The 26,249-nt window shown below is 70.0% G+C and carries 23 protein-coding genes and 1 tRNA gene; 8 read left to right on the plus strand and 16 right to left on the minus strand.

What is annotated here, in order from left to right:
• Positions 1 to 23: 23 nt before the first annotated feature.
• The 4 genes from queE (at position 24) to E4A48_RS01975 (ending at position 3,724) form a co-directional block, all read left to right on the plus strand.
• Complete coding sequence (gene queE / locus E4A48_RS01960; RefSeq protein WP_039005723.1) at positions 24 to 701, plus strand: 7-carboxy-7-deazaguanine synthase QueE; 678 nt, start codon at positions 24 to 26, stop codon at positions 699 to 701.
• Between the two features lie 181 nt (positions 702 to 882).
• Positions 883 to 1,548, plus strand: coding sequence for a 7-cyano-7-deazaguanine synthase QueC (queC, locus tag E4A48_RS01965; RefSeq protein ID WP_039005721.1), 666 nt, complete (start codon positions 883 to 885; stop codon positions 1,546 to 1,548).
• A 62-nt stretch (positions 1,549 to 1,610) separates the two neighbouring features.
• Positions 1,611 to 1,686 (plus strand) — tRNA-Lys (locus tag E4A48_RS01970).
• An 868-nt stretch (positions 1,687 to 2,554) separates the two neighbouring features.
• Positions 2,555 to 3,724, plus strand: a complete 1,170-nt coding sequence (locus E4A48_RS01975; protein WP_260608037.1) for an SGNH/GDSL hydrolase family protein — start codon at positions 2,555 to 2,557, stop codon at positions 3,722 to 3,724.
• A gap of 87 nt (positions 3,725 to 3,811) precedes the next feature.
• Here E4A48_RS01975 and E4A48_RS01980 read toward each other — a convergent pair whose 3' ends face one another.
• Positions 3,812 to 4,312 carry a hypothetical protein gene (locus tag E4A48_RS01980; RefSeq protein ID WP_039005719.1) on the minus strand — a complete coding sequence of 167 codons (501 nt, stop codon included), beginning with the start codon at positions 4,310 to 4,312 and terminating at the stop codon, positions 3,812 to 3,814.
• Between the two features lie 56 nt (positions 4,313 to 4,368).
• On the opposite strand from E4A48_RS01980, the gene E4A48_RS20810 reads away from it, so the two are divergent.
• Complete coding sequence (locus E4A48_RS20810) at positions 4,369 to 4,491, plus strand: hypothetical protein (RefSeq protein ID WP_256055830.1); 123 nt, start codon at positions 4,369 to 4,371, stop codon at positions 4,489 to 4,491.
• Here E4A48_RS20810 and recQ read toward each other — a convergent pair.
• A complete protein-coding gene (gene recQ, locus E4A48_RS01985) occupies positions 4,488 to 6,296 on the minus strand; it encodes a DNA helicase RecQ (RefSeq protein WP_039005717.1) in 1,809 nt (602 codons plus the stop codon). The genes E4A48_RS20810 and recQ overlap by 4 nt on opposite strands.
• A gap of 518 nt (positions 6,297 to 6,814) precedes the next feature.
• Positions 6,815 to 7,381: a Dps family protein gene (locus tag E4A48_RS01990; RefSeq protein WP_039005715.1), complete on the minus strand. Its 567-nt coding sequence runs from the start codon at positions 7,379 to 7,381 to the stop codon at positions 6,815 to 6,817.
• A 94-nt stretch (positions 7,382 to 7,475) separates the two neighbouring features.
• On the opposite strand from E4A48_RS01990, the gene hrpA reads away from it, so the two are divergent.
• On the plus strand, positions 7,476 to 11,600 hold the full coding sequence (gene hrpA, locus E4A48_RS01995; RefSeq protein ID WP_142741804.1) for an ATP-dependent RNA helicase HrpA: 4,125 nt from the start codon (positions 7,476 to 7,478) through the stop codon (positions 11,598 to 11,600).
• 343 nt (positions 11,601 to 11,943) lie between these two features.
• Here hrpA and E4A48_RS02000 read toward each other — a convergent pair whose 3' ends face one another.
• From E4A48_RS02000 to xopV, 8 genes are all read right to left on the minus strand, one after another.
• Positions 11,944 to 13,725 carry a chloride channel protein gene (locus E4A48_RS02000; protein ID WP_142741805.1) on the minus strand — a complete coding sequence of 594 codons (1,782 nt, stop codon included), beginning with the start codon at positions 13,723 to 13,725 and terminating at the stop codon, positions 11,944 to 11,946.
• A 9-nt stretch (positions 13,726 to 13,734) separates the two neighbouring features.
• Positions 13,735 to 14,214 (minus strand): hypothetical protein, encoded by a 480-nt coding sequence (locus tag E4A48_RS02005; RefSeq protein WP_142741806.1) that lies wholly within the window; start codon positions 14,212 to 14,214, stop codon positions 13,735 to 13,737.
• 121 nt (positions 14,215 to 14,335) lie between these two features.
• Positions 14,336 to 15,457 carry a pyrroloquinoline quinone biosynthesis protein PqqE gene (pqqE, locus tag E4A48_RS02010; protein WP_039005711.1) on the minus strand — a complete coding sequence of 374 codons (1,122 nt, stop codon included), beginning with the start codon at positions 15,455 to 15,457 and terminating at the stop codon, positions 14,336 to 14,338.
• Positions 15,454 to 15,732, minus strand: a complete 279-nt coding sequence (gene pqqD, locus E4A48_RS02015) for a pyrroloquinoline quinone biosynthesis peptide chaperone PqqD (RefSeq protein WP_039005710.1) — start codon at positions 15,730 to 15,732, stop codon at positions 15,454 to 15,456. Before pqqD ends, pqqE begins: the two co-directional genes overlap by 4 nt.
• On the minus strand, positions 15,729 to 16,475 hold the full coding sequence (gene pqqC / locus E4A48_RS02020; RefSeq protein ID WP_058196997.1) for a pyrroloquinoline-quinone synthase PqqC: 747 nt from the start codon (positions 16,473 to 16,475) through the stop codon (positions 15,729 to 15,731). Before pqqC ends, pqqD begins: the two co-directional genes overlap by 4 nt.
• A 25-nt stretch (positions 16,476 to 16,500) precedes the next feature.
• Positions 16,501 to 17,400: a pyrroloquinoline quinone biosynthesis protein PqqB gene (gene pqqB, locus E4A48_RS02025; protein WP_039005708.1), complete on the minus strand. Its 900-nt coding sequence runs from the start codon at positions 17,398 to 17,400 to the stop codon at positions 16,501 to 16,503.
• 63 nt (positions 17,401 to 17,463) lie between these two features.
• A complete protein-coding gene (pqqA, locus tag E4A48_RS21405) occupies positions 17,464 to 17,619 on the minus strand; it encodes a pyrroloquinoline quinone precursor peptide PqqA (protein WP_237655710.1) in 156 nt (51 codons plus the stop codon).
• 160 nt (positions 17,620 to 17,779) lie between these two features.
• Positions 17,780 to 18,709, minus strand: coding sequence for a XopV/AopV family type III secretion system effector (gene xopV, locus E4A48_RS02035; protein ID WP_409976146.1), 930 nt, complete (start codon positions 18,707 to 18,709; stop codon positions 17,780 to 17,782).
• A 304-nt stretch (positions 18,710 to 19,013) separates the two neighbouring features.
• Between xopV and E4A48_RS02040 the strand changes: the two genes are divergently transcribed.
• Positions 19,014 to 21,170 (plus strand): RelA/SpoT family protein, encoded by a 2,157-nt coding sequence (locus E4A48_RS02040; RefSeq protein WP_039005707.1) that lies wholly within the window; start codon positions 19,014 to 19,016, stop codon positions 21,168 to 21,170.
• A gap of 192 nt (positions 21,171 to 21,362) precedes the next feature.
• On the plus strand, positions 21,363 to 22,763 hold the full coding sequence (locus E4A48_RS02045; protein WP_142743076.1) for a hypothetical protein: 1,401 nt from the start codon (positions 21,363 to 21,365) through the stop codon (positions 22,761 to 22,763).
• Positions 22,764 to 22,963: 200 nt separating this feature from the next.
• Here E4A48_RS02045 and E4A48_RS02050 read toward each other — a convergent pair whose 3' ends face one another.
• From E4A48_RS02050 to E4A48_RS02065, 5 genes are read right to left on the minus strand one after another with little or no spacing between them, the layout of a single operon-like run.
• Positions 22,964 to 23,548, minus strand: coding sequence for a hypothetical protein (locus E4A48_RS02050; protein WP_235426709.1), 585 nt, complete (start codon positions 23,546 to 23,548; stop codon positions 22,964 to 22,966).
• 8 nt (positions 23,549 to 23,556) lie between these two features.
• Positions 23,557 to 24,363, minus strand: coding sequence for a M15 family metallopeptidase (locus E4A48_RS02055; protein ID WP_142741807.1), 807 nt, complete (start codon positions 24,361 to 24,363; stop codon positions 23,557 to 23,559).
• Between the two features lie 15 nt (positions 24,364 to 24,378).
• On the minus strand, positions 24,379 to 24,618 hold the full coding sequence (locus tag E4A48_RS20815; RefSeq protein ID WP_260608039.1) for a PH domain-containing protein: 240 nt from the start codon (positions 24,616 to 24,618) through the stop codon (positions 24,379 to 24,381).
• Positions 24,609 to 24,926: a hypothetical protein gene (locus E4A48_RS20820; protein WP_260608040.1), complete on the minus strand. Its 318-nt coding sequence runs from the start codon at positions 24,924 to 24,926 to the stop codon at positions 24,609 to 24,611. The genes E4A48_RS20815 and E4A48_RS20820 overlap by 10 nt, the downstream gene beginning before the upstream one ends.
• Before the next feature lie 5 nt (positions 24,927 to 24,931).
• On the minus strand, positions 24,932 to 26,248 hold the full coding sequence (locus E4A48_RS02065) for an alpha/beta hydrolase (protein WP_142741808.1): 1,317 nt from the start codon (positions 26,246 to 26,248) through the stop codon (positions 24,932 to 24,934).
• Position 26,249 lies beyond the last annotated feature (1 nt).

Raw genomic sequence — 26,249 nt, forward strand, 5'->3', positions numbered from 1 at the left:
TCGCGGGGGCATACTTTCCCGCCATGGCCGCCGTTCCCAGCGAAATCGTTCAAAGCCCGCTACCGCGCCTGAAGCTGACGGAGATATTCCTGTCGCTACAGGGCGAGGCCGACAGCGCCGGCTGGCCGACCGTGTTCGTGCGCCTGACCGGCTGCCCGCTGCGCTGCAGCTATTGCGATACCGCCTACGCCTTCCACGGCGGGCAGTGGTGGGACATCGACGCGATCCTGGCCGAGGTGGCGCGCCACGGCGTGCGCCATGTCTGCGTGACCGGCGGCGAGCCGCTGGCGCAGAAGCGCTGCCTGCGCCTGCTAGAGCAGCTATGCGACGCCGGCTACGACGTATCGCTGGAAACCTCCGGTGCGCTGGACATCGCCGACGTGGACCCGCGCGTGTCGCGAGTGCTCGACATCAAGACCCCGGCCTCGCAGGAGGCGCAGCGCAACCGCTGGGAAAACCTGCCGCTGCTGAGCGCGCGCGACCAGATCAAGTTCGTGCTGTGCGGCCGTGCCGACTACGACTGGGCGCGCGCGATCGTCGCCGAACACCGCCTGCACGAGCGCTGCACCGTGTGGTTCTCGCCGAGCAAGAGCGAATTGGCGCCGCGCGAGCTGGCCGACTGGATCGTCGCCGACCGCCTGTCGGTGCGCTTCCAGATGCAGCTGCACAAGCTGCTGTGGAACGACGAGCCGGGGCGTTAGCTGCGCGGGCGCGTAGCCGGGAATCGGGAATGGAGAAACGGGAATCGGCAAAGCGCTGCATTGCAGACGATTCGTTGAGTGCTTCGATTCCGCTTCTCGAAAACCGGCGATCCTCCCTGTTCGGTGCAGCTGTTACGCTCTGCCCATTCCCGTTTTTCCATTCCCCAATCCCGGCCCCACAATGAAAAACGCCGTTGTCCTACTCTCCGGTGGCATGGATTCCGCCGTCGTCGTCGCTATCGCCCGCGAGCAGGGTTATGCCGTGCATGCGCTGAGCGTCAGCTATGGGCAGCGGCATACCTCCGAACTGGACGCGGCCACGCGCGTGGCCGCCGCGCTCGGCGCGGTGGCACACAAGACCGTCAACGTCGACCTGCGCAGCATCGGCGGCTCCGCGCTGACCGACGACATCGAGGTGCCGGACGCGGGCGGCGAGGGCATCCCGGTCACCTATGTGCCGGCGCGCAACACCATCATGCTGTCGGTGGCGCTGGGCTGGGCCGAGGTGCTGGGCGCGGCGGACATCTTCTGCGGCGTCAACGCGGTGGACTACTCCGGCTACCCGGACTGCCGTCCCGAGTTCATCGACGCGTTCCAGACCCTGGCCAACCTGGCGACCAAGGCCGGCGTGGAAGGCGCCGGCCTGCGCGTGCACGCGCCGCTGCAGCGCATGAGCAAGGCCGACATCGTGCGCGAGGGCCAGCGCCTGGGCGTGGATTTCGGCCTCACTGTGTCTTGCTACCGCGCCGATGGCGACGGCCGCGCCTGCGGCCACTGCGACGCCTGCCGGCTGCGCGCCGCCGGCTTCGCCGATGCCGGCGTGGCCGACCCGACCCGCTACGCCTGATTTCGCGTTGACCCTGGGCTGGGGTAGACTACGCACCCGGCGCAAGGCCGGGACGTTGTTTTGGGCCGTTAGCTCAGTCGGTAGAGCAGAAGACTTTTAATCTTTTGGTCGATGGTTCGAATCCATCACGGCCCACCAGTAAAAATAGGGTTTGCATCCTCTGCGGCCAGATCTCGCCCGCTTGATGCCTGCGCTGGTGCCTACATGCCGCGCGCCATGTGCCGGTAGCGTTTTCCGCGATGTGCTGGCTTTCGCGAAATTGCGCGTTGCGCTCTGGCGACGATCGGGATGCGCGCCGTGCGCTGCGCTATGTTCGGCGCTAGGACTGCAACGTTGAACTGCGCGATGCGCTGACGGCGGCGCAGACGGTAGGCTCATCGACGCGAGCGTCGCCGCGGGGGCCGTGGGCGAGGCCGGCGCGACCCATTTCGAGATGGGCTACCGCGCTGGCGTGCAAGGCGTGATCGGGCGCGTGGACGAGGGCGCGATGCGCCTGAAACTGTGAGCCAGAGACGCGATTGCGGCGCAACTGCCGATGTCTGACCAGTCTGGCGACAAGACGCAATGGCGTCTCGATTGCACAACGGCGACAGATCGCTTGTTCGCGGCAGCGGTGCGGCCTAGGCTTGGCACAGCGAAGTACATAGGAGCAAGCGATGTATTGCCGTGTTTCCACGTCGCATCCTGCGGCTGTCCATCCGCGCGGAATCCGATGAGTGCACCTTCCGGTCCTGGCCATGCGGCGCAGTGCGTGCACGCCGACGCTGCCGATGCGGCGGCACAGGATCCGTCGCGGCGCCGTTTCCTGCAGTGCAGTGCGCTGGCGGCTGCCGTGGGCCTGCTGCGCGTCCCGCTGGCGGCGACCGCGTCCAGCGCAGGCCATGTGCAGGCGCTACCGCCGCGGCCGTACTGCGAGGGCGACCCTCCGGTTGCGCAGAACCCGTTGCGCTTCGCGTCCTCCGGCAATGTGGCGCACAACGGCAAGGAGTCGATCGGCAAGCGCGGCGTGCAGATCCGCTGGCCCTACGTGCTCGGCTCCGGTGACCTGTGCGAGCTGCGCCTGCTGCTGGACAACTGGTACTTTTCCTACAGCAACAACGCGATGGTCAACCCGGGCAATACGCTGCCGATTCAGGGGGCATCGTTGGAGATCGGTGGCGTGGTGAAGCCGATCACTTTCGGCGGCGCGGCCGGTATCACGCTGGACGATGGCGCCAACGACGTGCTGAGCGATCCGCTCACGCCTGCCGACTTCGCGCTTGCGACGTTTGCGCGCGGGACGACCGCGTACGTGAAGATGCTGGTGATGTTCGACCTGTCCACGGCATCGAACCTGTGCAACAGCTCGGCGCGCGCCACGTCGCAATCCGGAGCCCGCGTGGCCTGGTTCGACCCAACGCTGACCGTCAGCAGCGACGTGTATGCAGCGGGGCAATGGACGCAAACCGGAGATGCGGTGCAGAGCCGCCCGAACGGTTATGTGCCCAAACTGGTCGGTCGGCACGTCGATGCTGCCGCCAAGGCATGGCTGTGCGTGGGCGATTCGCTCTGTCAGGGCACCGGCGATGCGGGCAGCGCCACGCGCGTGGCCGGCCTGGGCTGGATGTCGCGGGCAATGCGCGATTCGAGCGACACCGATGCAAGCCAGATCGGCTACATGAACATGGCCGTGCACGGCAGCATCAGCACGTTGGCGGTCGTCGATGCGCGCAGCGCGACGCTGGCGAGATACGCGACGCATGCCGTCGTCATGTACGGTACCAACGACATCGGCCTCGCCGGCACCGGCGTGTCGCTGGACACGCTGCAGACCCGTCTGTCGGCGATCTACGCGATGCTGCGCGCCAATGCGGTGCAGAAGATCCTGGCCGCTCACCTGTTGCCGCGGACCACTTCTACCGACAGCTGGGCCACCGAAGCGAACCAGAACTATTGCGGTGGCCCTGGCGGCTGGGACAGTAACGGAATCGCTGCGCAACTCAGCGCCTGGCTGGCGCCGAATATGGGCGCAGCGGTCGATGCGTTCCAGCATTGGCCATCGATCCGCGGCAGCGACGATCTGAAATTTCTGGCGACCGGAGCCGCGCGCTATGCGACCACCGACGGCACGCATCCCACCACGGCGGGCTACGGCCTTATGGCCGCAGACGTGCGCGCGCAGATGGACGCGCTGTAGCGCCCGACAGGGACGTTCAGTGCCGCGCGTGGTGCGCCGGCCCGATGCCGACGCACGCATGCCGCCGCTGCGCCGGCGGCTTGGCCGTTACCAGCCGCCGTAGGGATAGCCGTAGCCGCCGCGGCCGTAGTAGCCGCCGTGGCCTTCGCTCTGGCCGACGCTGATGCTGATGCCCACTTCGCGCGGCTTGCCGTCGTCGTTGTAATAGGTCTTGCACAGGTTGAGGTTGGCGGCCTGGTAGTTGCTGTTGCCGCCGCGCGAGGAATAGCCGAAACCGGTGGCGACGCTGCCGTGCACATCGCCCTTGCAGCGCTCGGCATGCGCCTGCTCGGCCTCGGCCACGGCCTGGGTGGCCGCGGCCTTCTGCGCCGAGGCCGAGGTGCCGCTGGTGTCGCCGTAGTAGGCGCCGGGCGGATCGGCCTTGTACACCGGGTCGCTGCCGTAGGTGATCGGTTGCTGCGGCACGCTCAGGTCCAGCGCGCGCTTGGCCGCCTCGCTGTTGCTGCTGCCGGAACCTGCGTCGGCGGAGGTTTGCGCCGTGGCCGGGCCGGCGAGCAGGGCGCAGGCAAGCAGGAGGGATCGTTTCATCGACGTACGCCAAGGAAAGAGGGGCTGGAGGGCGGCAGCCGCGGCTGCGCGCCACCATGAGCGGACGCTATCAATATCACGTTGAACCCGGCCTGTCGGTGCCGGGGAATTTTCTTGCCGGCGCCGGCCATCTGCCGCGATGCGGCGGCAAGCGCCGCCTTCTTCATTACTGCGGCTAGCCTTGCTGCAGGACGATATCGATCAGCTGCTGGCCGTAGCGGGCCAGTTTGGTGCCGCCGATGCCGCCGACATGGGCCAGTTCGTCCAGGCTGGTCGGGCGCTGTTCGGCGATGTTGCGCAAGGTGCTGTCGTGGAAGATCACGAACGCCGGCACGTTCTGCTCCTTGGCCAGGCCGGCGCGCAGGTCGCGCAGCGCGTTGAACAGGCCCAGGTCCTGCGGCTGCACCGGGACGCCGGTGCGCGGGCTGCCGCTGCGCTCGTTGCGCTCGCGGCCGCGGCTCGGCGCCTCGCGGCGCATCATGATCTGGCGCTCGCCCTTGAGCACCTGGCGGCTGGCATCGGTGAGGCGCAGCCCGCCGTAGGCGTCGCTGTCCACTTCCAGCAGCCCGGTGGCGACCAGTTGCCTGAACACGCCGCGCCAAGCGCGCGCGTCCAGGTCCTTGCCGATGCCGTAGGTGCTGAGCCGGTCGTGGCCGAACTGCTTGATCTTCTCGCCGTCGCTGCCGCGCAGGATGTCGATCAGGTGGCCGACGCCGAAGCGCTGGCCGCTGCGGTAGACGCAGCTCAGCGCCTTCTGCACGGCGACGGTGGCGTCCCAGGCCGCGGCCGGGGTCAGGCAGTTGTCGCAGTTGCCGCAGGGCTGCGGATAGGTTTCGCCGAAGCCGGCCAGCAGCACCTGGCGCCGGCATTGCATCGATTCGCAATAGCCGAGCAACTGGTCGAGCTTGCGCCGCTCGACCCGCTTGCGGTCTTCGCCGGCTTCGCCTTTTTCGATCATCTGCTTGAGCAGCACCACGTCGCCCAGGCCGTAGCACAGCCAGGCCTCGGCGGCTTCGCCGTCGCGCCCGGCGCGGCCGGTTTCCTGGTAGTAGCCTTCCAGCGACTTGGGCAGGTCGGTATGCGCGACGAAGCGCACGTCCGGCTTGTCGATGCCCATGCCGAAGGCGATGGTGGCGCACATCACGATGCCGTCCTCGCGCAGAAAGCGGCGCTGGTTGCCGGCGCGGACCTCGGCCGGCAGGCCGGCGTGGTAGGGCAGGGCGTTGAGTCCTTCCTTTGCCAGGAACTCGGCGGTCTCCTCGACTTTGCGCCGCGACATGCAGTAGACGATGCCGGCGCTGCCGCGGTGCGCGCGCAGGAAATCCAGCAACTGGCGCTTGCTGTTGTCCTTCTGCACCACGCTGTAGCGGATGTTGGGGCGGTCGAAGGAGCTGACGAAGTGGCGGGCCTGGGTCAGGTCCAGGCGCTCGGCGATCTCGCGCTGGGTCGGCGGATCGGCGGTGGCGGTCAGGGCGATGCGCGGGATCTGCGGCCAGCGCTCGTGCAGCACGGTGAGCTGCCGGTATTCGGGACGGAAATCGTGGCCCCATTGCGACACGCAATGCGCCTCGTCGATCGCGAACAGGGCGATGCGACTGCGTTCGAGCAGCGACAGGAAGCGTGGGGTCAGCAGGCGTTCGGGAGCCACGTATAGCAGGTCCAGCTCGCCGGCCAGCAGTTCGCGCTCGACCCGCTGCGCGGTCTCGCCATCCAGCGTGGAATTGAGGTATTCGGCGCGCACGCCGAGCTGGCGCAGCGCCTCGACCTGGTCCTGCATCAGCGCGATCAGCGGCGAGATGACGATGCCGGTGCCGTCGCGCAGCAGCGACGGAATCTGGTAGCACAGCGATTTGCCGCCGCCGGTGGGCATCAGCACCAGCGCGTCCTGGCCGGCGGCGACGTGTTCGACGATGTCCTGCTGCGGGCCGCGGAACTGGTCGTAGCCGAACACGCGGCCGAGCACGGAATGAGCGGAAGATTGCATGCGCCTAGGATACCGCGTAGGTCAAGTGCAGCAGTGCGCCGTCGCCACGCACCGCGACGTCAGGCGCCAGCTCCAGCGTGCGTCTGTATTGCCCGACGTGCGCGGCGCCCACCGCCGACGCGGCCGATCAACAGCACCGGAAACGCGATCAGGCGATGTCCGCTATTGGTGGGCACGCCCGAATCGCCGAGCTGCCATCATCACGATGAAAGCCTGCGAACAAGCCAGCTGCGATACCGACGGCGCATCCCAGCACGATGGTCAGCAGCGTGCGGCGTGGCGAGGCATACGAAGCACTCATCGAACGTCCATGTGGGCGGGCGGAGACCCTGCTGCGTCAGTGTGAGGGATGGGTGGGAGACAGGAGGTCTCTTGCGCAGACCTTCCAGCATGCAAGCCCCCTTAGTAAGGGGGGCGCGCCGAAGGCCTGGGGATTGGGAGCCGCGCAGATGGGGTCCCAGAGTTTGCAGCGCAAACTCTGGGAGGCTATGCCTGCTGCGCAGGCATGGCCATGCCCCTTACTGCAGCAAGGAACGCAGCATCCACGCGTACTTCTCGTGGGTCTGCAGGCGCTGGGTCAGCATGTCCACCGACGGGTCGTCGCCGGCATCGTCGGCGGTCTTCAGCGCCTTGCGCGCGGTGCGGCACAGCGCCTCGTTGCCGACCACCAGCTGGCGCACCATCTCGCGCCAGTCGGCGCTGTCGCTCAGGCCCGGCTCTTCCGGAATCGAGGTCAGCGCGGCGAATTCCTTGTACGAGCCCGGCGCGTTGAAGCCCAGCGCGCGGATGCGCTCGGCGACGTCGTCCAGCGCCGCCCACTGCTCGGTGTACTGGGTCTCGAACATCAGGTGCAGCGAGTTGAACATCGACCCGGTCACGTTCCAGTGGAAGTTGTGGGTCTTCAGGTACAGGGTGAACGCGTCGGCCATGAAGTGCGACAGGCCGTCGGCGATCTTCTTGCGGTCGCTGCCGCTGATCCCGATATCGATGTTGGGCGCGGACGGCGCCAGCGCGGCCAGCGGCGTGGTGGACGCTGCCTGCTTGGTGGGGCGCTTGGTCTTGCCGGGGGTCTTGCTCTTGGCCATCAGGGAATCCTCTTGAGGGGTTGGGAACGATATGGCGTCACAATAGACAGACTAAAGCATGCGCTGTTATTCAACGTTCAACGGCATCCGATTGATGAGCACGATCGAAAACGAATTGGCCACCCGCCTGCGCGAGCGCCGCGATGCGATCGACGCGGCGCTGACCCGCGACCGCGGCCGCCTGTATGGCCTATGGTCGCGCTGGCAGGCCGCGCCCGGCAATCCCGCATTGGAGGCGGCGTTCGAGCAGGCGCTGGGCCAATCGCAGTCGCGCTGCCAGGCGCGCGCGACGGCACAGCCGGCGATCACCCTGGACGACCAGTTGCCGATCGCGCGCGAGGCCGAGCGCATCGTGGCGCTGATCCGCGCCCACCAAGTTGTGGTCATCGCCGGCGAGACCGGCTCGGGCAAGACCACGCAGCTGCCGAAGCTGTGCCTGGCCGCCGGCCGCGGCGCCGCCGGCATGATCGGCTGCACCCAGCCGCGGCGCATCGCCGCGCGCGCGGTGGCCGCGCGCGTGGCCGAGGAATTGCGCACGCCGGTGGGCGGGGCGGTGGGCTTCCAGGTGCGCTTCAACGACCGGGTCGGCGAGGAGACCCGGATCAAGTTCATGACCGACGGCATCCTGCTGGCCGAGATCGCCAGCGACCGCTGGCTGTCCAGCTACGACACGATCATCGTCGACGAGGCGCACGAGCGCAGCCTCAACATCGATTTCCTGCTCGGCTACCTCAAGCAACTGCTGCGCAAGCGCCCGGAGCTGAAGGTGATCGTGACCTCGGCGACGATCGACACCGCGCGCTTCGCCGAGCATTTCGACGGTGCGCCGGTGATCAGCGTCGAGGGCCGCACTTTCCCGGTGGAAGTGCGCTACCGGCCATTGGAGGGCGAGAGCGGCGGTGCGGACGGCGAGGGCCAGGACCGCGCCGGCGAGCGCACCGTCAACGATGCGATCGTGGCCGCGGTGGACGAGATCACCCGGCTGGATGCGCGCGGCGACGTGCTGCTGTTCCTGCCCGGCGAGCGCGAGATCCGCGATGCGCACCAGGCGCTGGAGCGGCGCAAGTACCGCGAGACCGAAGTGCTGCCGCTGTACGCGCGGCTGTCCAACAGCGACCAGGACCGGGTGTTCAATCCCGGCCCGCGGCGGCGCCTGGTGCTGTCCACCAACGTCGCCGAGACCTCGCTGACCGTGCCGCGGATCCGCTACGTGGTCGATCCGGGCTATGCGCGGGTCAAGCGCTACAGCCCGCGGCAGAAGCTGGATCGGCTGCACATCGAGCCGATCTCGCAGGCCAGCGCCAACCAGCGCAAGGGCCGTTGCGGGCGCGTGGCCGAGGGCATCTGCTACCGGCTGTACGCCGAGGCCGATTTCCAGGCGCGGCCGGAGTTCACCGATCCGGAGATCCGCCGTTCCAGCCTGGCCGGGGTGATCCTGCGCATGCTGCAGCTGGGGCTGGGGCGAATCGAGGATTTCCCGTTCCTGGAGCCGCCGGACGAGCGCGCAGTGGCCGACGGCTGGCAGCAGCTGGTGGAACTGGGCGCGGTCGGCGAGGCCGACCGCCATGGCCTGCGCAAGCTCACCGAGATCGGCCGCAAGATGGCGCGCCTGCCGGTGGACGTGAAGCTGGCGCGGATGCTGGTGGCCGCGCAGCAGCACGGCTGCCTGCGGCCGATGCTGGTGATCGCCGCGTTCCTGGGCATCCAGGACCCGCGCGAACGCCCGCCGGAAGCGCGCGAGGCGGCCGACAACGCGCATGCCACATTCGCCGATGCGCGCTCGGAATTCGTCGGCATCCTGCGCCTGTGGGACGGCTATCGGCAGGCGCACGAGGCATTGACCCAGTCCAAGCTGCGCGACTGGTGCGGGCGCCACTTCCTCGGTTTCCTGCGCATGCGCGAATGGCGCGAACTGCACCGCCAGTTGCACCTGCTGTGCGAGGAACTGGGCTGGAGCGAGGAGCCGGCGGCGGCCTCGCTGCTGCCGCTGCTGGCCGGCGCCGCATCGCCGCCGCCGGCGCGCGATGCCGAGACCAGCGCGCGCGCCACACGTGGGCAGCTGCATCGCGCAGCGCGGCTGGCGCGCGAAGGGCGCAGCGAACCGGCGGCGGTCGCGCCGGTCGCTGCCAGGCCCGCGCCGCCGGCCAACGCAACCGACGATGCGCCACGTGCCAGCGAGCGCGAACGCGCCGCCGCCTACCAGGCGCTGCATCGCGCGCTGCTCGCCGGCCTGCCGACGCAGGTCGGCCATCGCACCGAGAAGGGCGATTTCCTGGCGCCGCGGCAGCGCCGTTTCCTGCTGTTCCCCGGCTCCACGCTTGCCCGCAAGCCGCCACCGTGGGTGCTGCCGGCCACGCTGCTGGACACGCAGAAGGTGTGGGGCATGACCAATGCCGCGGTCGAGCCGGACTGGGTCATCGCCGAGCTGCCGCACCTGCTGGCGCGCAAGCATTTCGACCCGCATTGGTCGCGCGCGCAGGGGCAGGTGCTGGCGTCCGAACAGATCAGCCTGTTCGGGCTGGTGCTGGCGCCGAAGAAGCCGGTGCACTACGGCCGCATCGACCCGCCCGGCGCGCACGAACTGTTCGTGCGCCAGGGCCTGGTGCCGGGCGAGATCGACACCCGCGCCAGCTTCGTCGCCGACAACCAGAAAGTGCTGGCGCAGGCGCACGAGGAAGAAGCCAAGCTGCGCCGCGCCGGCATCGTCGCCGACGAGGACTGGCAGGCGCGCTGGTATCTGGACCGGATTCCCGGCGAACTGCATTCGGCCGCCGGCCTGGACGCGTGGTGGAAGGCATTGGCGCCGGAGCAGCGGCGCGCGCTGCACTGGTCGCTGACCGACCTGCTGCCGGGCGAAGGCAGCGAGGCCGATCGCTATCCGAAGTACTTCGCGCTGGGCGACGCGCGGCTGGCGCTGCATTACAAGTTCGAACCGGGCGCGGCCGACGACGGCGTGACCCTGGAGGTGCCGCTGCACCTGCTCAATGCGCTGGATGTGGCGCGGCTGTCGTGGCTGGCGCCGGGCTTCGTCGCCGACAAGGCTGCGGCGCTGATCCGCAGCCTGCCCAAGGCGCTGCGCCGCAACTACGTGCCGGCGCCGGACTTCGCCCGCGCCTTCTACGAGGCGTTCCCGCAGCCCAGCGCCGACGACATTCGCGGCGAGCTGGCGCGCTTCCTGCAACGCGCCACCGGCGCGGCGCTGAGCGCGCTGGACTTCGACGACAGCGCATTGGAACCGCACCTGCGCATGAACCTGCGGCTGCGCGACGACGCAGGCAAGGTGCTGGCCGAATCGCGCGACCTGGAAGCGTTGCGCGCACGCTTCGGCGATCGCGCCGGGCATGCGTTCGCCGCGCGCGCCGGGCGCGAGATGGCCGCGGACGGGCTGCGCGAATTCCCGTCCGCGCCGATCCCGCTGCAAGTGCCGGGCGAAGCGGGGGTGCCGGCGTATCCGGCGTTGGTGGACGCAGGCGAGGCCGCGGCGTTACGCATCTTCGCCGACCGCACGCAGGCCGAGGCGGCGCATCCGCGTGGCGTGCGCCGGCTGCTGGAGATCGCGCTTGCCGACAAGGTCAAGCAGGCGCGCAAGCAGCTGCCGGTGTCGCCGAAGACCGGGCTGCTGTATGCGGCGATCGAGTCGCAGGAGCGCTTGCGCGGCGATCTGGTCGATGCGGCGTTGAATGCCTTGCTCGAAGAGGGTCTGGACGCGATCCGCGACCCGGGCAGCTTCGCCCAGCGCCGCGATGCGGCCGGCAAGCAATTGTTCGGCGAGGCGATGGAGCGATTGAAGCTGGCCGAGGCGATCATGAGCGCGGCGGCGGAATTGAAACCGCAGCTGGAATCGCCGCTGATGGGCTGGGCCAGCGGCAACCTCGACGACCTGCGCGCGCAACTGGCGGCGCTGGTGCATCCGGGCTTCCTGCGCGAAACCCCGGCCACGGCGCTGGCGCAGTTCCCGCGCTACCTGCGCGCGATGATCCTGCGCGCCGAACGCGCCAAGCGCGATCCGGCGCGCGACCAGGCGCGGATGCTGGAGTTGAAGCCGTTCGTCGATGCGCTGGCCGCTGCCGCCGCGGCCGGACGCAGCACCGATCCGCAATGGCAGGCGCTACGTTGGGACCTGGAGGAATTGCGCGTGTCGCTGTTCGCGCAGGAACTCGGCGCCAAGCCCGGCATCTCGGCGAAGAAGTTGGCGCAGCGGATGGCTGGGGTGCGGTGATTTTGTGTGTCGGCACCGGGGGCCGGGGACCGGGGGATGGTCGCGAGTGCGTTGCGTCTTTGGCTTTTCTGTGGGAGGGGCTTCAGCCCCGACGCCTTACCGGTAACGCGTCGGGGCTGAAGCCCCTCCCACAGAAAAGCGGCTTGCCGGAACTGCAGGAAAACCGCTTTTTCAAGAAGCGGTGCTTTTTTCATCAAATTGCTTGACAGCGATTTTCGCTCGGACATCATCCTGCGGTCCCCGGTCCCCGGTCCCCGGTCCCCGGTCCCCGGTCCCCGGTCCCCGGTCCCCGGTCCCCGGTCCCCGGTCCCCGGTCCCCGGTCCCCGGTCCCCGGTCCCCGCCTCAATCGTCCACCCGCTCGCCCATCAGCTCGCGCTGGCGCTTGTCCAGCTCCTCGGCGTAGCGCTTGCGCACGAAGCTTTCGGTCAGCACGCCGAGTACCTTGCCGTGTGCGTCGACCACTGCCAGTTCGTCGCTCTGGGTCAGGTCGAACTGGCGCATCGCGGTGACCACGTCGGTGTCGGCGCTTAGCGCCACGTCGCGGTTGCCGGCGTAGTCGGCAATGGGCGCGTCGGCGTTCACGCCGTCGGCGTAGGCCGCGGCCAGCGTCACCAGACCGGCATAGCGGCCGTGTTCGTCTTCCAGTACCACGCGCGCGCCCGAACCGAGCGGGAAACAGCGGCGGAACTCGGCCACCGAGGTGCCGGCGGCGAGCGGGTGCACGTCCTGGCGCATCATCCGTCCGGCGCTCAGGTGCTTGACCCAGCCCACGTCGCGCGCGCTCTTGATGGTCTCGCCGCGCAGGTGCAGGCGCCAGGTCGAGAACGAATAGCCGAACACCTGGCGCACGATGGTGTTGGCCACCAGCACCGCCACCATCACCGCGCTGGCCAGCACGAAATCGTGGGTGCCCTCGAGCACCAGCATCGCCATTGTCATCGGCGCGCCGACCACCGCCGCGGCCAGCGCGGCCATGCCCGCCAGCGAGGCGGCGGTGCCGTCGACCAGGGCCATGCCGGTGCCCAGGTTCAACAGCCCGGCGAACAGGCCGCCGACCAGCGAGCCCATGAACAGCGAGGCGAAGAACAGGCCGCCGCGGAAGCCGAAGCCGAGCGAGATGCCCGAGGCCAGGCACTTGAGCAGCAACAGCACGCCCAGCCATTGCAGCGAGGTCGGGCTGGTCAGGTCCAGGTGCAGCGCGCCGTGACCGGAAGAGAGCACTTGCGGGGTGATCAGCGCCAGCGGGATCAGCATCAGGCCACCGGCCACCGGCCGCGCCCAGCGCGGCAGCGGGCTGCGGTTGACCGCCTGCTCGATCGCGCCGACCAGGCGCATCACCGCCACCGCCAGCAGCGCGCAGATCACGCCGAGCAGCGCGTACAGCACGTAGTCGCGCGCTTCCAGCGCGGACGCCGCCGAGGCCGGCAGCAGATACGGCTGCACGCCGGCGGCCTGGGCCACGAACACCGCGCCCAGCGAGGCCACCGCCACCGGCGCCAGCGCCGACGGCGAGTACGCGCCGATCACGATCTCGAACGCATAGAACGCCCCGGCCAGCGGCGCGCCGAACGCGGCGGCGATGGCCGCGCCGGCGCCGGCGCCGACCAGGGTGCGGATGTCGGTGCGGCGCAGGCGCAGGATCCGCCCCAGGTGCGAGCCGCTGCCCGCGCCCATCTGTGTGTAGGCCGCCTCCAGCCCCACCGAGGCGCCGCAGCCGTTGGACAGCAGGGTCTGCGCGGAGACGATCAGGTTGTCGCGCATCGACATGCGTCCGCCGTACAGCGCATTGGCTTCGACCGCATCGATCAGCTGGCGCTTGCGCGCGCGCGCGGCCATGCCGAGCAGGCCGACCAGCAGCCCGCCCAGCGGCAGCACCAGCAACTGGCCCAGGCTCAACTCCGGCAGCGCGCTGAGCCGGGCATCCACGTCCAGGCCGTACAGCCAGGCCTGCGCGCCATGCGCCAGGCCGCTCTGCAGCAGGGTCAGCAGGCCGGCGAGCAGGCCGACCAGCAGCGCCAGCGCGATGAACCAGACATCGCTGGCGCGCAAGCGCCGGCGCAGCGCGTCGGCGAGGCTGTGCGAGGCGTCGGCCAGGCCCGGCCGCGGCGGCTGGCGCAGGTTCACGGCAGGCGGTTACTTGATGCGACGGACTTTGGCGCGGGTGTTGTAGTTGTCGATCTGCATGTACCACGCGCCCATGATGCCCGGGGTGATCTTCACCTTGGGCGCGTTGCGGCGCACGCTGGCCAGGCTGGCGGCTTCGGTCTGCTCCCATTCCTGGCCGTTGGCCAGCACGTAGTGGCGGCCCTTGGAGAAGCCGCTGAACGTGCCGACCAGGGTGCTCTCGATCGGCTCCTGGCTGCCGAAGTCGAAGAAGCCGCGGTTCTTCACGATCACTTCCTGGCGGCCTTCTTCCTTGGCCTTCTCCAGCGCCACCGCGGTCTCCTTGGCGACCTTGCCCTGCAGCCAGTCGTTCAGCGCGGTCAGTTCCTGCGGCGACAGCTTGTCCAGCCCGGCGGCCTTGAACTGCTGCGCCGACATCTGCGTCTGCAGGTCGCCGGACACGGCGAGCGCCGCGCACAGGACCAGGGGAGTGAGGCGCGCAAGCAGCATGGCGGAATCCAGGCAGTGGAATGCGGCTTAGTGTAGTCGCAAGACGCGGCGCCGGCGCCGCGGGCATGGCTGGCGCGGCGGCGCCCGCGCTGGTCCGAAGTGGGCGCGGTCGCGGCGGCGCTCAGCCGGCGCCGGATTCCGCCGTGGATGCGGTGCGGTGCGGGCGCCGGTACACGAAGGCCGGCGCCGCGTCGGCGGACTCGCGCTGCGCCAGCGCCTGCAACGCGGCATGTTCCGGCGCGCGCTCGCAGACCGGGTCAAGCGTGGCCGCGTCGCCACTCAGCGCCAGCGCCTGGCAGCGGCAGCCGCCCCAGTCGATCTCGCGTTTCGGGCAGCCCTGGCACACCTCCGGCATCCACGCGGTGCCGCGATAACGGGCGAACGCTGCGCCGTCCTGCCAGATCGCCGCCAGCGGCCGCTCGCGCAGGTTTTCGAACACCATGTCCGGCAGGGTTTCGGCGGCGTGGCAGGGCAGCACGTCGCCGCGCGGGGAGATGTTGACGAAGCGCTGGCCCCAGCCGCCCATGCACGCCTTGGGCCGGTGCGCGTAGTAGTCGGGGGTGACGAAGTCGATGGTCAGGCGCTCGCCCAGCCGTTCACGCGCCGCGGCCACCGCGGCCACGGTGGCGTCGATCTGCGCGCGGCTGGGCATCAGCGCGGCGCGGTTGCGCAGGCCCCAGCCGTAGTACTGGGTGTGCGCCACTTCCAGGCGTTCGGCGCCCAGCTCCAGCGCCAGCTCGATCATCGCCGGCACCCGTTCGGCGTTGTGGCGGTGGATCACCGCATTGATCGTCAGCGGCAGGCCGAGCGCGGTGACCGCGGCGGCGAACGCGCGCTTCTTGGCCAGGCTGTCGCGGTAGCCGGCGATGAAGTCGGCGCCGGCGGCGTCGGCATCCTGCACGCTCAGTTGCACGTGTTCCAGCCCGGCGGCGGCCAGTTGCGCCAGCATCGGTGCGCCGCCGGCCACGCCGGAGGTGATCAGGTTGCTGTACAGGCCCAGTGCGCGCGCATGCGCGACCAGCTCGGGCAGGTCCTTGCGCAGCATCGGTTCGCCGCCGGAAAAATGCGCCTGCAGCACGCCCATCGCCGCGGCCTGGTCCAGCGCCGAGCGCCAGCCGGCGGTGTCCATCTCCTCGCGCAGGCCGGCCAGGGCGATCGGGTTGGAGCAGTAGGGGCAGGCCAGCGGGCAGCGGTGAGTCAGCTCGAGTAGCAGCGACAGCGGCGGCGGCACGGTCGCGTTCATGCGCGCAGCAGGCGCTTGCCGTGCAGGTCCGCGGCCAGCTCGAGCACGTCGCGCTCGACCTCGGCCGGATCGGCGTCGAACGCCGCGGCCAGTTCCGCGGCGATCGCCGCCAGCGAGCGTGCGCCATCGCAGCGCGACACGATCGCATGCGCGATCTCGTCAAGCTCAATCACCCGTTCCGGCGCCAGCAGCACCCATTGCGCGCGGGCGCGGTCGTGCTGCAGACGCACGCCGGCCGCCAGCCGCGGGCAGCTGTCGGGCGCCAAGGCGCTCATGCCGCCGCCTGCGCAGGTGTGGCGACGAACGCGTCCGGCCAGGCCACGCCGGGGTGCACGTAGGCGAAATGCAGCGCATCGAGCTGCGACCACAGCACGCCGCACTTGAAGCGCAGCGCGTCCTGCACCAGTTGCTGCTTTTCCAGCGTGTCGGCGTGGCGCTTGACGTAGTCCAGGGCGAAGTCCGAATCGCGCGGCGCCTCGTGCAGGCGGTGCTCGAAATACGCCAGCGCCTCGCGCGAGACGAAATCGTAGTGCTGCAGCATGCCGGCGACGCGGCGGCCGATGATGCCCGGCGCGAACAGTTCGGTCAGCGACGAGGCGATCGCCTCCAGCAGGCTCTTCTCGCGCACGAACTGCAGGTAGGCCTGCACCGCGAAGCGGGTGCCGGGCAGCAAGGCGCGGCCGGACTGCACCAGCGCGCGGTCCAGGCCCAGCGCGTCGGTCAGGTGCAGCCAGCGCGCGATGCCGCCTTCGCCGTCGGCGCTGCCGTCGTGGTCGACGATGCGCTGGCGCCAGATCCGGCGCAGCGCCGGATCGTCCATCCGCGCCAGGATCGCTGCGTCCTTCAACGGGATGCAGCGCTGGTATTCGTAGCGGTTCAGCGCCCAGGCCTGCACCTGGCCGCGTTCGAGCCGGCCGCTGTGCAGCAGCGCGTGGAACGGATGCTGGTCGTGGTAAAGGCGCGCGCCGATCGCGCGCAATTCCGCTTCCAGCTGTTCGGGGCTCAGCAATGCGCTCACAGGCGGGTGCTCACAGGCGGGTTTTTCACAGCGTGATGTCCATGCCGTCGTGGGCGACGTCCCAGCCGTGCGCGGCCACCGCCGCGCGTTCGGCCGAGCCGGCGTCGAGGATCGGGTTAGTGGTGTTGATGTGGATGAAGACCTTGCGCGCCACGTCCAGGTCGGCGAACGCGCGCAGGGTGCCGGCCTCGCCGTCGATGCTGAGGTGGCCCATGCGCTGGCCGGTCTTGGTGCTGACCCCGAGCTGCACCAGTTCGTCGTCGCGCCACAGGGTGCCGTCGAAGAACACAAGTTCGGCGCCGCGCAGGCGCGTGCGCAGCGCGTCGGTCATGGCGGCGCAGCCGGGAATGTAGTGCAGGCGATGGCGGCCGTCGTCGATGGTCAGGCCCAGAGTTTCCCCGTCGGAACCGGCCAGGTCGCCGCTGTGGCGGCTCTCCATGAACAACGGTACCTTGCCCGGCACCGCGAACGGCGTCACCTGCAGGCCGAGTAGCGACAGCGGCGTGTCCAGGGTGAAGGCATGGCGCTGCACGTGGGCCGGGTGCAGCGCGTCGAAGATCGGGTTCTGCGCCAGCAGGTCGAGCACGCGTCCGCTGGCGTACAGATCGAAGCGCTGGCTTTCGCGCATCGACAGCAAGCCGGCGATATGGTCGATCTCGCCGCTGGTCAGCAGCACGGCCTCGATCGGCGAATGGCGCAGGTCGCGTTGTGGCCATAACGCGGGGGTCGCCAGCAACTGCTGGCGGAAATCGGGAGAGGCGTTGATGAGCAGCCAGCGCTGGTTGTCGGCGCTGACCGCGATGCTGGCCTGGGTGCGACGTTGGGCACCCGCACGCTGTTGCCATGCCCGCAGGCTCGCGGGCGTATGGCAGTTCCATTGCGGGTGCCCTCCGCCGGCCGCCGAGCCCAATACGATGAGGTGCATCCGGTCTCCGTCTATGGCGCCTGGCCGGTCACGCATTGTCTCGGCAACGGGGCTGACACGCGGTCAAAGCTCGCCGGAAACGTAAGCGTTGATTTCCGCACCGACGCAGATCTCGCGGATCACGGGCTTGTTCCATGTCTTCATTGCAATGCCTCTGGAAGGTTCGAGCAGCTCACGAACGACGCTCGACACTCGTCGCAAATGACGAGTGCGCGCCATGCTCAGAATAGGCACTGACTTGACGGGTGTTGTGAATTTCAAGTGAAACGGTCGACAAATGTAAGCCCGATCACACTGGGCTAAAAGTGCGTCAGAAACGCGGCGTCGCGGTGGCCGCGGGTTGCTTTTGGCGGCCGCGTCGCCGGGCGGCCCGGCGGCATCAGGAAACCGCGGCCGCCGAAGAGGACGCGGCCGCCGTGTCGGAGCTCGCGTCCGCGCGGCGCACCTGCCTGGCAAGTTCGATCGGTTTCTTCTGGACCCACTGGGTTTCCACGTGCAAGCCAAGTTCCTGGAACAGCGCCGCGACATTGGCCAGATGCGACCGGGTACGGTCCGCGTATTCGCTGAACCGGCCGGAGTCGTTGTCGATGCACAGCCGGTCGTTTTCGTCGTAGTACAGCCTGCCGCAGATCCTCGATTCGGGAAGGAAGCGATTGCTTTCCCACGGGGTGTTCCATTGTTGGCCACCGACCAGGGTGACATGCCCTTGCGCGAACGGCTGTGCGGCCTTGCGTACCTCCTTATCCGTCATGTCGCCGGTGAGCGGGTGATTCGGATGGGTCTCGCCCACGATCAGGCTGCCATTGCGGCTGATGTTCCATTTGTATTCGAGGCTGCGCTTGCTCAGCGCGTCCAGGTTCAGGCATTGCGCCAGCTGCGCGCCTGGCGTAGGAGGCTGCATTTTCTCGATCTGTTCCTGGGTAACCAGGGTGGGCGGCTGGCTGGCGATTTGATGCAGTTCTGCCTCGCTCAGTTGCAATGCTTTGGCCGTCGTTCTGGAAGCGGCCGGGGCGGTCGCTGCCCGGCCGAGCTTGCGCAACGGCTTTGCAGTGGCGACAACCACCCGGCTCGGATTGATCCTGACCCGCCCCAAGCCCTTGCCGAGCTTCTCGACTTCCTGCTTCTGGATCGGCGTTCTCTTGACCAGCCCGCCCTCTGTTTCCATCACCTTGCCGCGGGCGGGCTGGCAACTGCCGAACAGCGTATCCAGCCGTGCGGAGGGCAAGGGCGTGCCGAGCGCCATGGCCGGCAGCGAACGCGTGCGGCGTAGCGACGGTGCTTTCGGCAGCGGCGACAAGGCGGCGTCCATCCCCGATCGCGGGGATGCCTGCGGATGCGGGATGCTGCCGTCGCTGTGACCGCCGGCGACCGCAGGCTCCGAACGTGATGGGCTGACCGCGCTAGTTGTGTTGATCTTCATGGCAGTTTCGACCGAAACACGGCGCCTGAGCTTAGACATCCGTGTTGCCCGATCGCGCGACAGGTGCGAAATGTCATCGGTGCCGGCGAAAAGGCGCCGCCGCCCTGCGCGCCCGGCCGCCATCCAGGGGCGATTGTGACGTGCAGCGCAAGCGGGTTAGTGTATCGGCACCCCTCTTCGCGACCGCCGCTCCTTGACTGTCTTCGCTCATCCCGGCCTGGAGGCGCTGCTGCAGCGTCCGGCTGCCGCCGCGCTGGCGCCCGCGTTGCGCGAAGCGCTGTTGCAGGCCTGGCACGCGCAGCCGGAACAGACCGCGCGCGCAGCGTGGCCGGTGTTGGCCGATACGCTGGACGCACTGGCGCTGCTGTCTGCCGACGAAGCGGCGTTGCTGGCCGCGCTGCTGTTCGACCTGCCCGGCTTGCGCGCGCAGCTGGCGCAGTTGCCGGTCGCGCCGCTGGCGCGGGCGCAGGCGGTGGTCGGCCTGCTCGACGGCCAGGACGCAGCCGATCAGGTCTGGGCGCTGCACGCCGGGCGCGAGGCCGGGCGCAACAGCGAAGGCCTGCGCCGGCTGCTGCTGTCGATCGTGCAGGACCTGCGCGTGGTGCCGATCTTGCTGGCGCGGCAGCTGGCGAAGATGCGCGTGGCCGACAAGCTGCCCGAAGCGCAGCGCCGCGCGCTGGCGCAGCTGACCCGCGACATCCACGCGCCGCTGGCCAACCGGCTGGGCATCTGGCAGCTGAAGTGGGAGCTGGAGGACCTGGCGTTCCGCCATCTTGAACCGGACACCTACCGGCGCATCGCGCGCGAGGTGGACGAGAGCCGGGTGGCCCGCGAGCGCTACATCGAAGCGGTCAAGAAGATCCTGTCCAAGGCGCTGGGCGAGCAGGGCCTGCGTGCGGAGATCAGCGGCCGGCCCAAGCACATCTATAGCATCTGGCGGAAGATGCAGAAGAAGCGGCTGGCCTTCGACCAGCTGTACGACCTGCGCGCGGTGCGGGTGATGGTCGACGACGTCGCCGCCTGCTACGCCGCGCTGGGCGTGGTGCACGCGCTGTGGGCGCCGGTGCCGAGCGAGTTCGACGACTACATCGCCCGGCCCAAGGCCAACGACTACCGCTCGCTGCACACTGCCGTGGTCGGCCCGGAAGGGCGCACGATCGAGGTGCAGATCCGTACCCACGAGATGCACGCGCAGGCCGAACTGGGCGTGGCCGCGCACTGGAAATACAAGGAAGGCGGCAAGGGCGCGGAGAAGGCGTTCGACCGCAAGATCACCTGGATGCGGCAATTGCTGGAACAGTCGCAAGACGGCGAGCAGGGCGGGCTGGCCGGCGCGCTCGACGCCGAACTGGTCGAGGACCGGGTGTATGCGCTGACCCCGATGGGCGAGGTGATCGACCTGCCGCAGGGCGCCACGCCGCTGGATTTCGCTTACCACGTACACACCATGGTCGGGCACCGCTGCCGCGGCGCCAAGGTCAACAACCGCATCGTGCCGCTGACCCACAAGCTGCGCAGCGGCGATCGCGTCGAGATCCTCACCGGCAAGGAGGCCGAGCCGCGCCGCGACTGGCTGCTGCCGGCCAACGGTTACCTGGCCAGCGGCCGCTCGCGCGACAAGGTGCGCGCCTGGTTCCACAAGCTCGACCGCGCGCGCAACGTGCAGGCCGGCAAGGATCTGCTCGAGCGCGAGCTCAAGCGCCTGGGCCTGCAGCACGCCGACCTGCTGCAGGCGGCGAAGAAATTCCATGCCGACGGTATCGAGGAGCTGTACATCCAGGTCGCGCTGGGCGATGTCGGCCCCAGCCAGGTCGGCCGCGTCCTGCACGAGGCCGAGCGTGCTGCGACGCAGCCGGCGGCGCCGGCACTGCCGCGGCCGACCGTACGCCGCAGCGGATTGGCCAAGTCAAAGTTCACCGTGCAGGGCGTGGGCAATCTGCTGGTACAACTGGCGCGCTGCTGCCAGCCGGTCGCCGGCGAGCCGATCGCCGGCTACCTGACCCGCAGCCGTGGCGTCACCGTGCACCGGGTCGATTGCGCGTCCTTCGCCCGGCTCGCCGCCAGCAACCCGCAACGGGTGCTGCCAGTGGAGTGGGGCCAGGCCGGCGGCGGCTACGAGGTGGACGTGCTGGTGCGGGCGATGGACCGGCGTTGGCTGCTCAAGGACATCACCAACCTGATCGCGCAGGAGGAGGCGCACGTGCTGGAGATCAACAGCGACAACGTGCGCGACAGCGGCCGCACCCAGTTGCGGCTGCGCTTGAAGGTCGGCGACTACGGGCAGTTGTCCACGCTGCTCGGCAAGCTCGACGCATTGCCTGGGGTGGACGAGGCGCGGCGCCTGGGTTGACCGCAGGCCGTGCGCGGCCGGCGCATGCATGGTCTTGCCATGCACGCGCGCTAAGCTTGCGCGGTGAGTAAGCCGCCAGACCAGGTCAGGGACGAACGCCGGCGCCCGCCGCGGTCGGTGCCACTGTGGCGGGACCGCCGTGTCTGGCGCTGGGCGTTGGCGGCGCTGCTGCTGGCGGCGCTGGCGCTGGTGATGTTCCGCCGCCCGTTGGCCGATCTGTTGTGGCCGGAAACGCGCATCCAGCAACTGCTCGATCAGGGCAATGCCGCCTTGCGCGCCGGCCGCCTCAGCGCGGCCGACGGCAGCGGCGCGCGCGAGCGTTTCGAGGCCGCGCTGGCGCTGGACGGCGACCGCCTGCAGGCCCGCGCCGGGCTGGCGGCCACCGGTCGCGCCGCGCTCGGCCAGGCGCGTGCGGCGCTGGCCGCCGGGCGCTATGCGCAGGTGCGCTCGGCGTTGGCGCTGGCGCGCGCGCTGCAGGTGCCGCGCGCCGATGCCGATCGGATCGACGCCGCCTTGCGCCAGCGCGAGGCCGCGCATGCCGGGCTCGACCAATTGCTGCAACGGGCGGCGCAGGCCCAGCGCGAGGGCCGCCTGGACGGGGCGCCCGACGCCGCGCTGCCGCTGTACCGGCAGGTGCTGGAGTTCGCCCCGGAACGCACTCAAGCGCTGGAAGGTCGCGAGGATGCGCTGTCGGAATTGCTGCAGCGCGCACAGGCGGCGCTGGCGCGCGGCGACGTGGCGGCGGCCGCGGCGCTGGTGGACAGCGCCCGCGACTACGATCCCGGGCATGTCGATCTACCGGCCGCGCAGGCGGCGCTGAATCGCACGCTGGAAGCCTTGCAGCGCGATGCCGATGCGGCGCTGCGTCGGCAGCGGCTGGACGCAGCGGCGCGGGCGCTAGGCAAGCTGCGCGCGGCCGCACCCGATGCCGCCGGCGCGCGCGACAGCGCCGAACGCGTGGCTGCAGCCTATGCGGCGCAGGCCGCGCGCGCGGCCGCCGACTTCCGTTTCACCGAAGCCGAGCGCGCGTTGCACAAGGGCCAGGCGCTGGCGCCCGACAGCCGCGCGCTGGCCGACGCGCGGCAGGCGCTGCTGCGGGCGCAACAGCGCCAGGCCACGCTGCATTCGCCGCTGTCGCCGGCGGCGCGCGCACGCCGCCTGCAGGCAGCGCTGAGCGAGCTGCAGGCGGCCGAGGCGCGCGGCGACTGGCTGACCCCGCCCGGCAGCAGCGCCTACGACGCGCTGCAGGCGGCGCAGGTGCTGGCGCCGCGCGATGCGCGCGTGCGCAATGCCGAGCAGCGCGTGCTGGCGGCGCTGCGGCGCTGCTTCGACGACGAATTGCGCGGCAACCGGGTGCTGGCGGCGAGCGCGTGCTACGACGCCTGGCGCGCGCTGGCGCCGGGCGGCAACGGCGTGGCCGCGGCGCGGCGGCGGCTGGCGCAGCGCTGGCTCGCGGTCGGCGATGAGCGCCTGAGCGCCGGCGATGCCGACTTCGCGCGCGAAGCCCTGCGCCACGCCCGCGCGATCGATCCTGGCACGCCGGAACTGGCCGCGTTCGCGCGTCGCCTGCGCAGTCTGTCGCCTGGGCGTTGAGCGGCGTTGCGGCGCATCCGACCTTGCAGACGGGCTCCAGTCCCCGTGACTTCAGCCCCGGTAGCGACTGAAGCCGTCGCGGTTCCATGCTCCGATCGTCGCGGCTGCAGCCGCACTTGCAGGCAATGCGCCTGGGCTTGTCAACGGGTCTTCGGCCGCACGTTCAAGGTGTTCTCAGCGGTATTGGCAGGGGTTGTACGTCAATCCGCGATCAGTTCGACCTGCGTCTGCACGCGCACCCAGGCGTCCTGGCTGGGATCGTTGAGCGTGGCGTGCAGGACATAGGTACCGAGCGGATCCTCGGGTTCGAAACGCAGCTGCAGCGACAGCGGCGCCAGTTCCAGCATGCCCGCTGCGGCCGGTTTGCCGCCGGTGGTCAGCGGTCGCGCAGGCTCCTGCAGCGCGACCTGGCCATCCGGCCCGAGCATGCGCAGGCTCAGTTGCGCGTCGCAGGCGCCGTCGTTGTTGGGACTGGGCGCGCAGCCCGAATACAGCACGACCACGCGCAGCGGTTCGCCGCGGCGCACACGTGCGGTCGTACGCAACTGCGGGCCGTGGCTGCTGTCGGTTTCGGTCCACTCTTTCCCGAAGCGCGCGAACGCGGCTTCGTCGGCAACGTGGACGGCTGCTGCGAATGTCTTGTCGTGCGCGCGCTCGGCGCTGTCGGCGACCGGCTTGCCCTGACGATCGTGCCACTGTGCGCAGGCGGCAAACGGCAGGGCCAGCAACCCCAGGACGCAACACGCCAGGCCGCCGCACAGCAGGCGCCCTGCACGTTGCTGCATGCCGACCTTCATGCCGGCGCTCCCGCATGCCAGCGCCAATGCCAGGGTTCGTAGACGATGCCGTGCGGATTGTCGCGCGGATAGCTCATCCGGTAGCCGAAGCCGGCGGCATGCGCGCGCAGCCAGGCGAAGGCCGCGGTGCGCTCGAAGCTCTCCTCGGCCGGCGGCTCGCCGGGCGTGCCGATGTCCAGCGCGTCGCCGCTGTGGTGCTCGCTGTAGCCGGGCGCGGCATTGACCTGCAGGATCTGCTGCAGGATCTGCCCGCGCGCGAACTTGCGCGCGAAGATGCCCAGTTGGTAATCGTGGCTGCGGTAGCCGGAGATCGCCTCCAGCACCACGCCGTCGCGCGCGGCGGCGCGCTGCAGCGCGTGCCAGGCGCGCGCAGCGCCTGCGCTCAGCCACAGCGGGCGCCGGTAGCGGTCGCGGCCGGCGGCATGCAGGGTGGCGGGTTCGGCCTGCAGCGGTAGGCCGGTGCTGCGCGCGTAGTCCTCGGCGTCCAGGCCGAGGCCGCCCAGGCGTTCGTGCAGCGCGCTCAGCGGCAGCAGTGCGGCGGCATCGGGTTGCCGGCGCGCGGGCAGGGCGTCGAGGCGATCCAGCGCCGCATCGATGCCGGGTTCGTGCATCAGCCGCGGCAGCAGCGCGTGCAGGCCGTGCGCGGAGGCGGCCGCCAGATAGCGGCCGTCGCACTTGCGCCGCAATAGCCAGGTCGCCTGCGCGAGCAAACGCGCATCGAGGTTGCTGCGCGCGCGCAGCAACCTGGCCGGCAGCAGTTCGATGCATTGGGTATTGAGCAGCAGGGCGTGAGCGGGGCGCATCCGCACAGGGTAGGGCTAAGCGCGGTGCGCGGCCAGCCGTTGCAGGTCCTGCAGCAGTTGCCGCGGCTGTTCGGGGCTCAGCAGCAGCCAGCGCCCGTCGCGCAACGGCAGCGCCAGCACGCGGCTGGCATCGGTGAGCAGGCAGAACGCGCGCTGGCCGTTACGCATGCGGAAATAGCCGGATTTGAAGCCAGGCAAGGTGTAAGCGATGGTCTTGCGGGTCGGCGCGAATTCGCCGTGCTCGGTCAGGTCCACTGCGCCAGATCGATCTGGGCGATATCGGTGCGCGCGGCGAACATGCTGCAGCGGACCAGCAGCGTCCGTTCCTGCAGGCGGATGCCGCGCCGCAGGTAGAACAGGCTCAGCACGGTGCTGGTCGTGGGCAGCAGCGCTAGCGTGGCCCAGTGCAGGCGATGGCCGCGGTCCGGGCTGGACAGGCCCACGGCGGCGACCAGCCCGGCGGCGAGCAGCAGCGGCAGCCACAGGCCCAGCAGCGGCAGGCGCCCGGGCGTGGCGACGCGGTAGTCGCGGCAGGTCGGTGCGGCGCGGGAATGGCTGTGCATGGCGGTCACGGGTGTGCGCGGATCCGTTGTGCGCGGATCCACTGCGCGGTATCGGCGATCAGCTGCGGGTCGACATGCCCGGGTTGCGCGTACTCGGCCGGCGACGGCGCGCCGCGGCCGGCGATGCCGAGATGGTTGAGCTGCGCATAGCGATGCAGGGTCGCGCGCGGTTTGTCGCCCAGCGCCTGCTGCCAGCGCTGCCAGTCCGGCGCGGTGACCTGGAAGTCGCGTTCGCCCTGCAGCCACAGCACCGGCTGGCGCAGGGCGAGGACGTCGGCTACCGGATCCACCTTGTCGAACGCGCGCCAGTACGCGGCCGGCAGGTCCTGCGGCGAATCGGTCCGCGCCACCGCACCGTCGCCGCGGACCTTGGCCACGCGCCGCTCGATCTCGGCCACGCGTGCCTTGCCCTCGGCGGATGGCGTGCCTTGCAGGCCGAGCAGATAGCGGTTCTGGTCGAGCAGCAGGTCCAGCAGCGCGCGCGCCGGTGCCGCCCACAGGACGATGCCGGCGGTTTTGCCGGACATGCGCGCGATGCGCGCGGCGAGCATGCCGCCCTGGCTGTGGCCCATCACGAAGATGCGCCTGGGGTCGATGCACGGCGTGCGCGCCAGCGCCGCGACCGCGGCGACGGCATCGTCGGTGGTTTCGTCGTCCATAGTGAAGCCGTCTTCCATGCGCCCGGCGAAGCGTTCCGGCAGCGCGAAGGTGCGCTTGTCGTAGCGCAGCACCGCGATGCCCTGCGCGGCGAGGCCACGCGCGACATCGAGGAACGGCCGGTTCGGGCCGATGCTCTCGTCGCGGTCCAGCGGGCCGGAGCCCTGCACCAGCACCACGGCCGGGAACGGGCCCTTGCCGGCCGGCAAGGCCAGGGTGCCGGGCAGCGGACCGACCGCGAACGCCTGTTCGGCGAAGCCGGCATCGGCGGCGGGCGGCGGCGGGGCCGGTGGCGCCGCCGGGGTCAGCAGCAGGCCGGCGATCTTGCCGTCGGCGTTCACCGAGACATGCAACAGCATCGCCCCGCGTTCGAACTGCAGGCGTTGCTCGATCAGGCTCAGACCCTGTTGCTGGCGTTCGCTGGCGGTGCCGCGCTGCTGCAACGCGCCCATCTGCGCGGACACCATGTGCCAGGCCTCGGCCAGTTTCTCGGCCGGCACCGCTTGCGCCATCGCCGGCGTGAAGTCGCGTTCGGCCGCAGCGATGTCGCCGGCCTGCAGGCGATCCAGCAGCGTATCGGCGGCCTGTTGCGGCGAGGCGGCCAGGGCGGCTGCCGGGGACAGCAGCAATGCCAGTAACGGGATGAAGGAGCGGCGCCCGCGCATG

Source organism: Xanthomonas translucens pv. cerealis, from assembly GCF_006838285.1.
In the GTDB taxonomy this organism is placed as follows: Bacteria; Pseudomonadota; Gammaproteobacteria; order Xanthomonadales; family Xanthomonadaceae; genus Xanthomonas_A; species Xanthomonas_A cerealis.

Bases quoted from the DNA above. Each gene is read 5' to 3' on its own strand.
- queE (WP_039005723.1), top strand. From the start codon at position 24: ATGGCCGCCGTTCCCAGCGAAATCGTTCAAAGCCCGCTACCGCGCCTG.
- queC (WP_039005721.1), top strand. From the start codon at position 883: ATGAAAAACGCCGTTGTCCTACTCTCCGGTGGCATGGATTCCGCCGTC.
- E4A48_RS01980 (WP_039005719.1), bottom strand. From the start codon at position 4,312: ATGAAACGATCCCTCCTGCTTGCCTGCGCCCTGCTCGCCGGCCCGGCC.
- E4A48_RS20810 (WP_256055830.1), top strand. From the start codon at position 4,369: ATGAGCGGACGCTATCAATATCACGTTGAACCCGGCCTGTCGGTGCCG.
- recQ (WP_039005717.1), bottom strand. From the start codon at position 6,296: ATGCAATCTTCCGCTCATTCCGTGCTCGGCCGCGTGTTCGGCTACGAC.
- E4A48_RS01990 (WP_039005715.1), bottom strand. From the start codon at position 7,381: ATGGCCAAGAGCAAGACCCCCGGCAAGACCAAGCGCCCCACCAAGCAG.
- hrpA (WP_142741804.1), top strand. From the start codon at position 7,476: ATGAGCACGATCGAAAACGAATTGGCCACCCGCCTGCGCGAGCGCCGC.
- E4A48_RS02005 (WP_142741806.1), bottom strand. From the start codon at position 14,214: ATGCTGCTTGCGCGCCTCACTCCCCTGGTCCTGTGCGCGGCGCTCGCC.
- pqqE (WP_039005711.1), bottom strand. From the start codon at position 15,457: ATGAACGCGACCGTGCCGCCGCCGCTGTCGCTGCTACTCGAGCTGACT.
- pqqD (WP_039005710.1), bottom strand. From the start codon at position 15,732: ATGAGCGCCTTGGCGCCCGACAGCTGCCCGCGGCTGGCGGCCGGCGTG.
- pqqB (WP_039005708.1), bottom strand. From the start codon at position 17,400: ATGCACCTCATCGTATTGGGCTCGGCGGCCGGCGGAGGGCACCCGCAA.
- pqqA (WP_237655710.1), bottom strand. From the start codon at position 17,619: ATGGCGCGCACTCGTCATTTGCGACGAGTGTCGAGCGTCGTTCGTGAG.
- xopV (WP_409976146.1), bottom strand. From the start codon at position 18,709: ATGGACGCCGCCTTGTCGCCGCTGCCGAAAGCACCGTCGCTACGCCGC.
- E4A48_RS02045 (WP_142743076.1), top strand. From the start codon at position 21,363: ATGTTCCGCCGCCCGTTGGCCGATCTGTTGTGGCCGGAAACGCGCATC.
- E4A48_RS02050 (WP_235426709.1), bottom strand. From the start codon at position 23,548: ATGCAGCAACGTGCAGGGCGCCTGCTGTGCGGCGGCCTGGCGTGTTGC.
- E4A48_RS02055 (WP_142741807.1), bottom strand. From the start codon at position 24,363: ATGCGCCCCGCTCACGCCCTGCTGCTCAATACCCAATGCATCGAACTG.
- E4A48_RS20820 (WP_260608040.1), bottom strand. From the start codon at position 24,926: ATGCACAGCCATTCCCGCGCCGCACCGACCTGCCGCGACTACCGCGTC.
- E4A48_RS02065 (WP_142741808.1), bottom strand. From the start codon at position 26,248: ATGCGCGGGCGCCGCTCCTTCATCCCGTTACTGGCATTGCTGCTGTCC.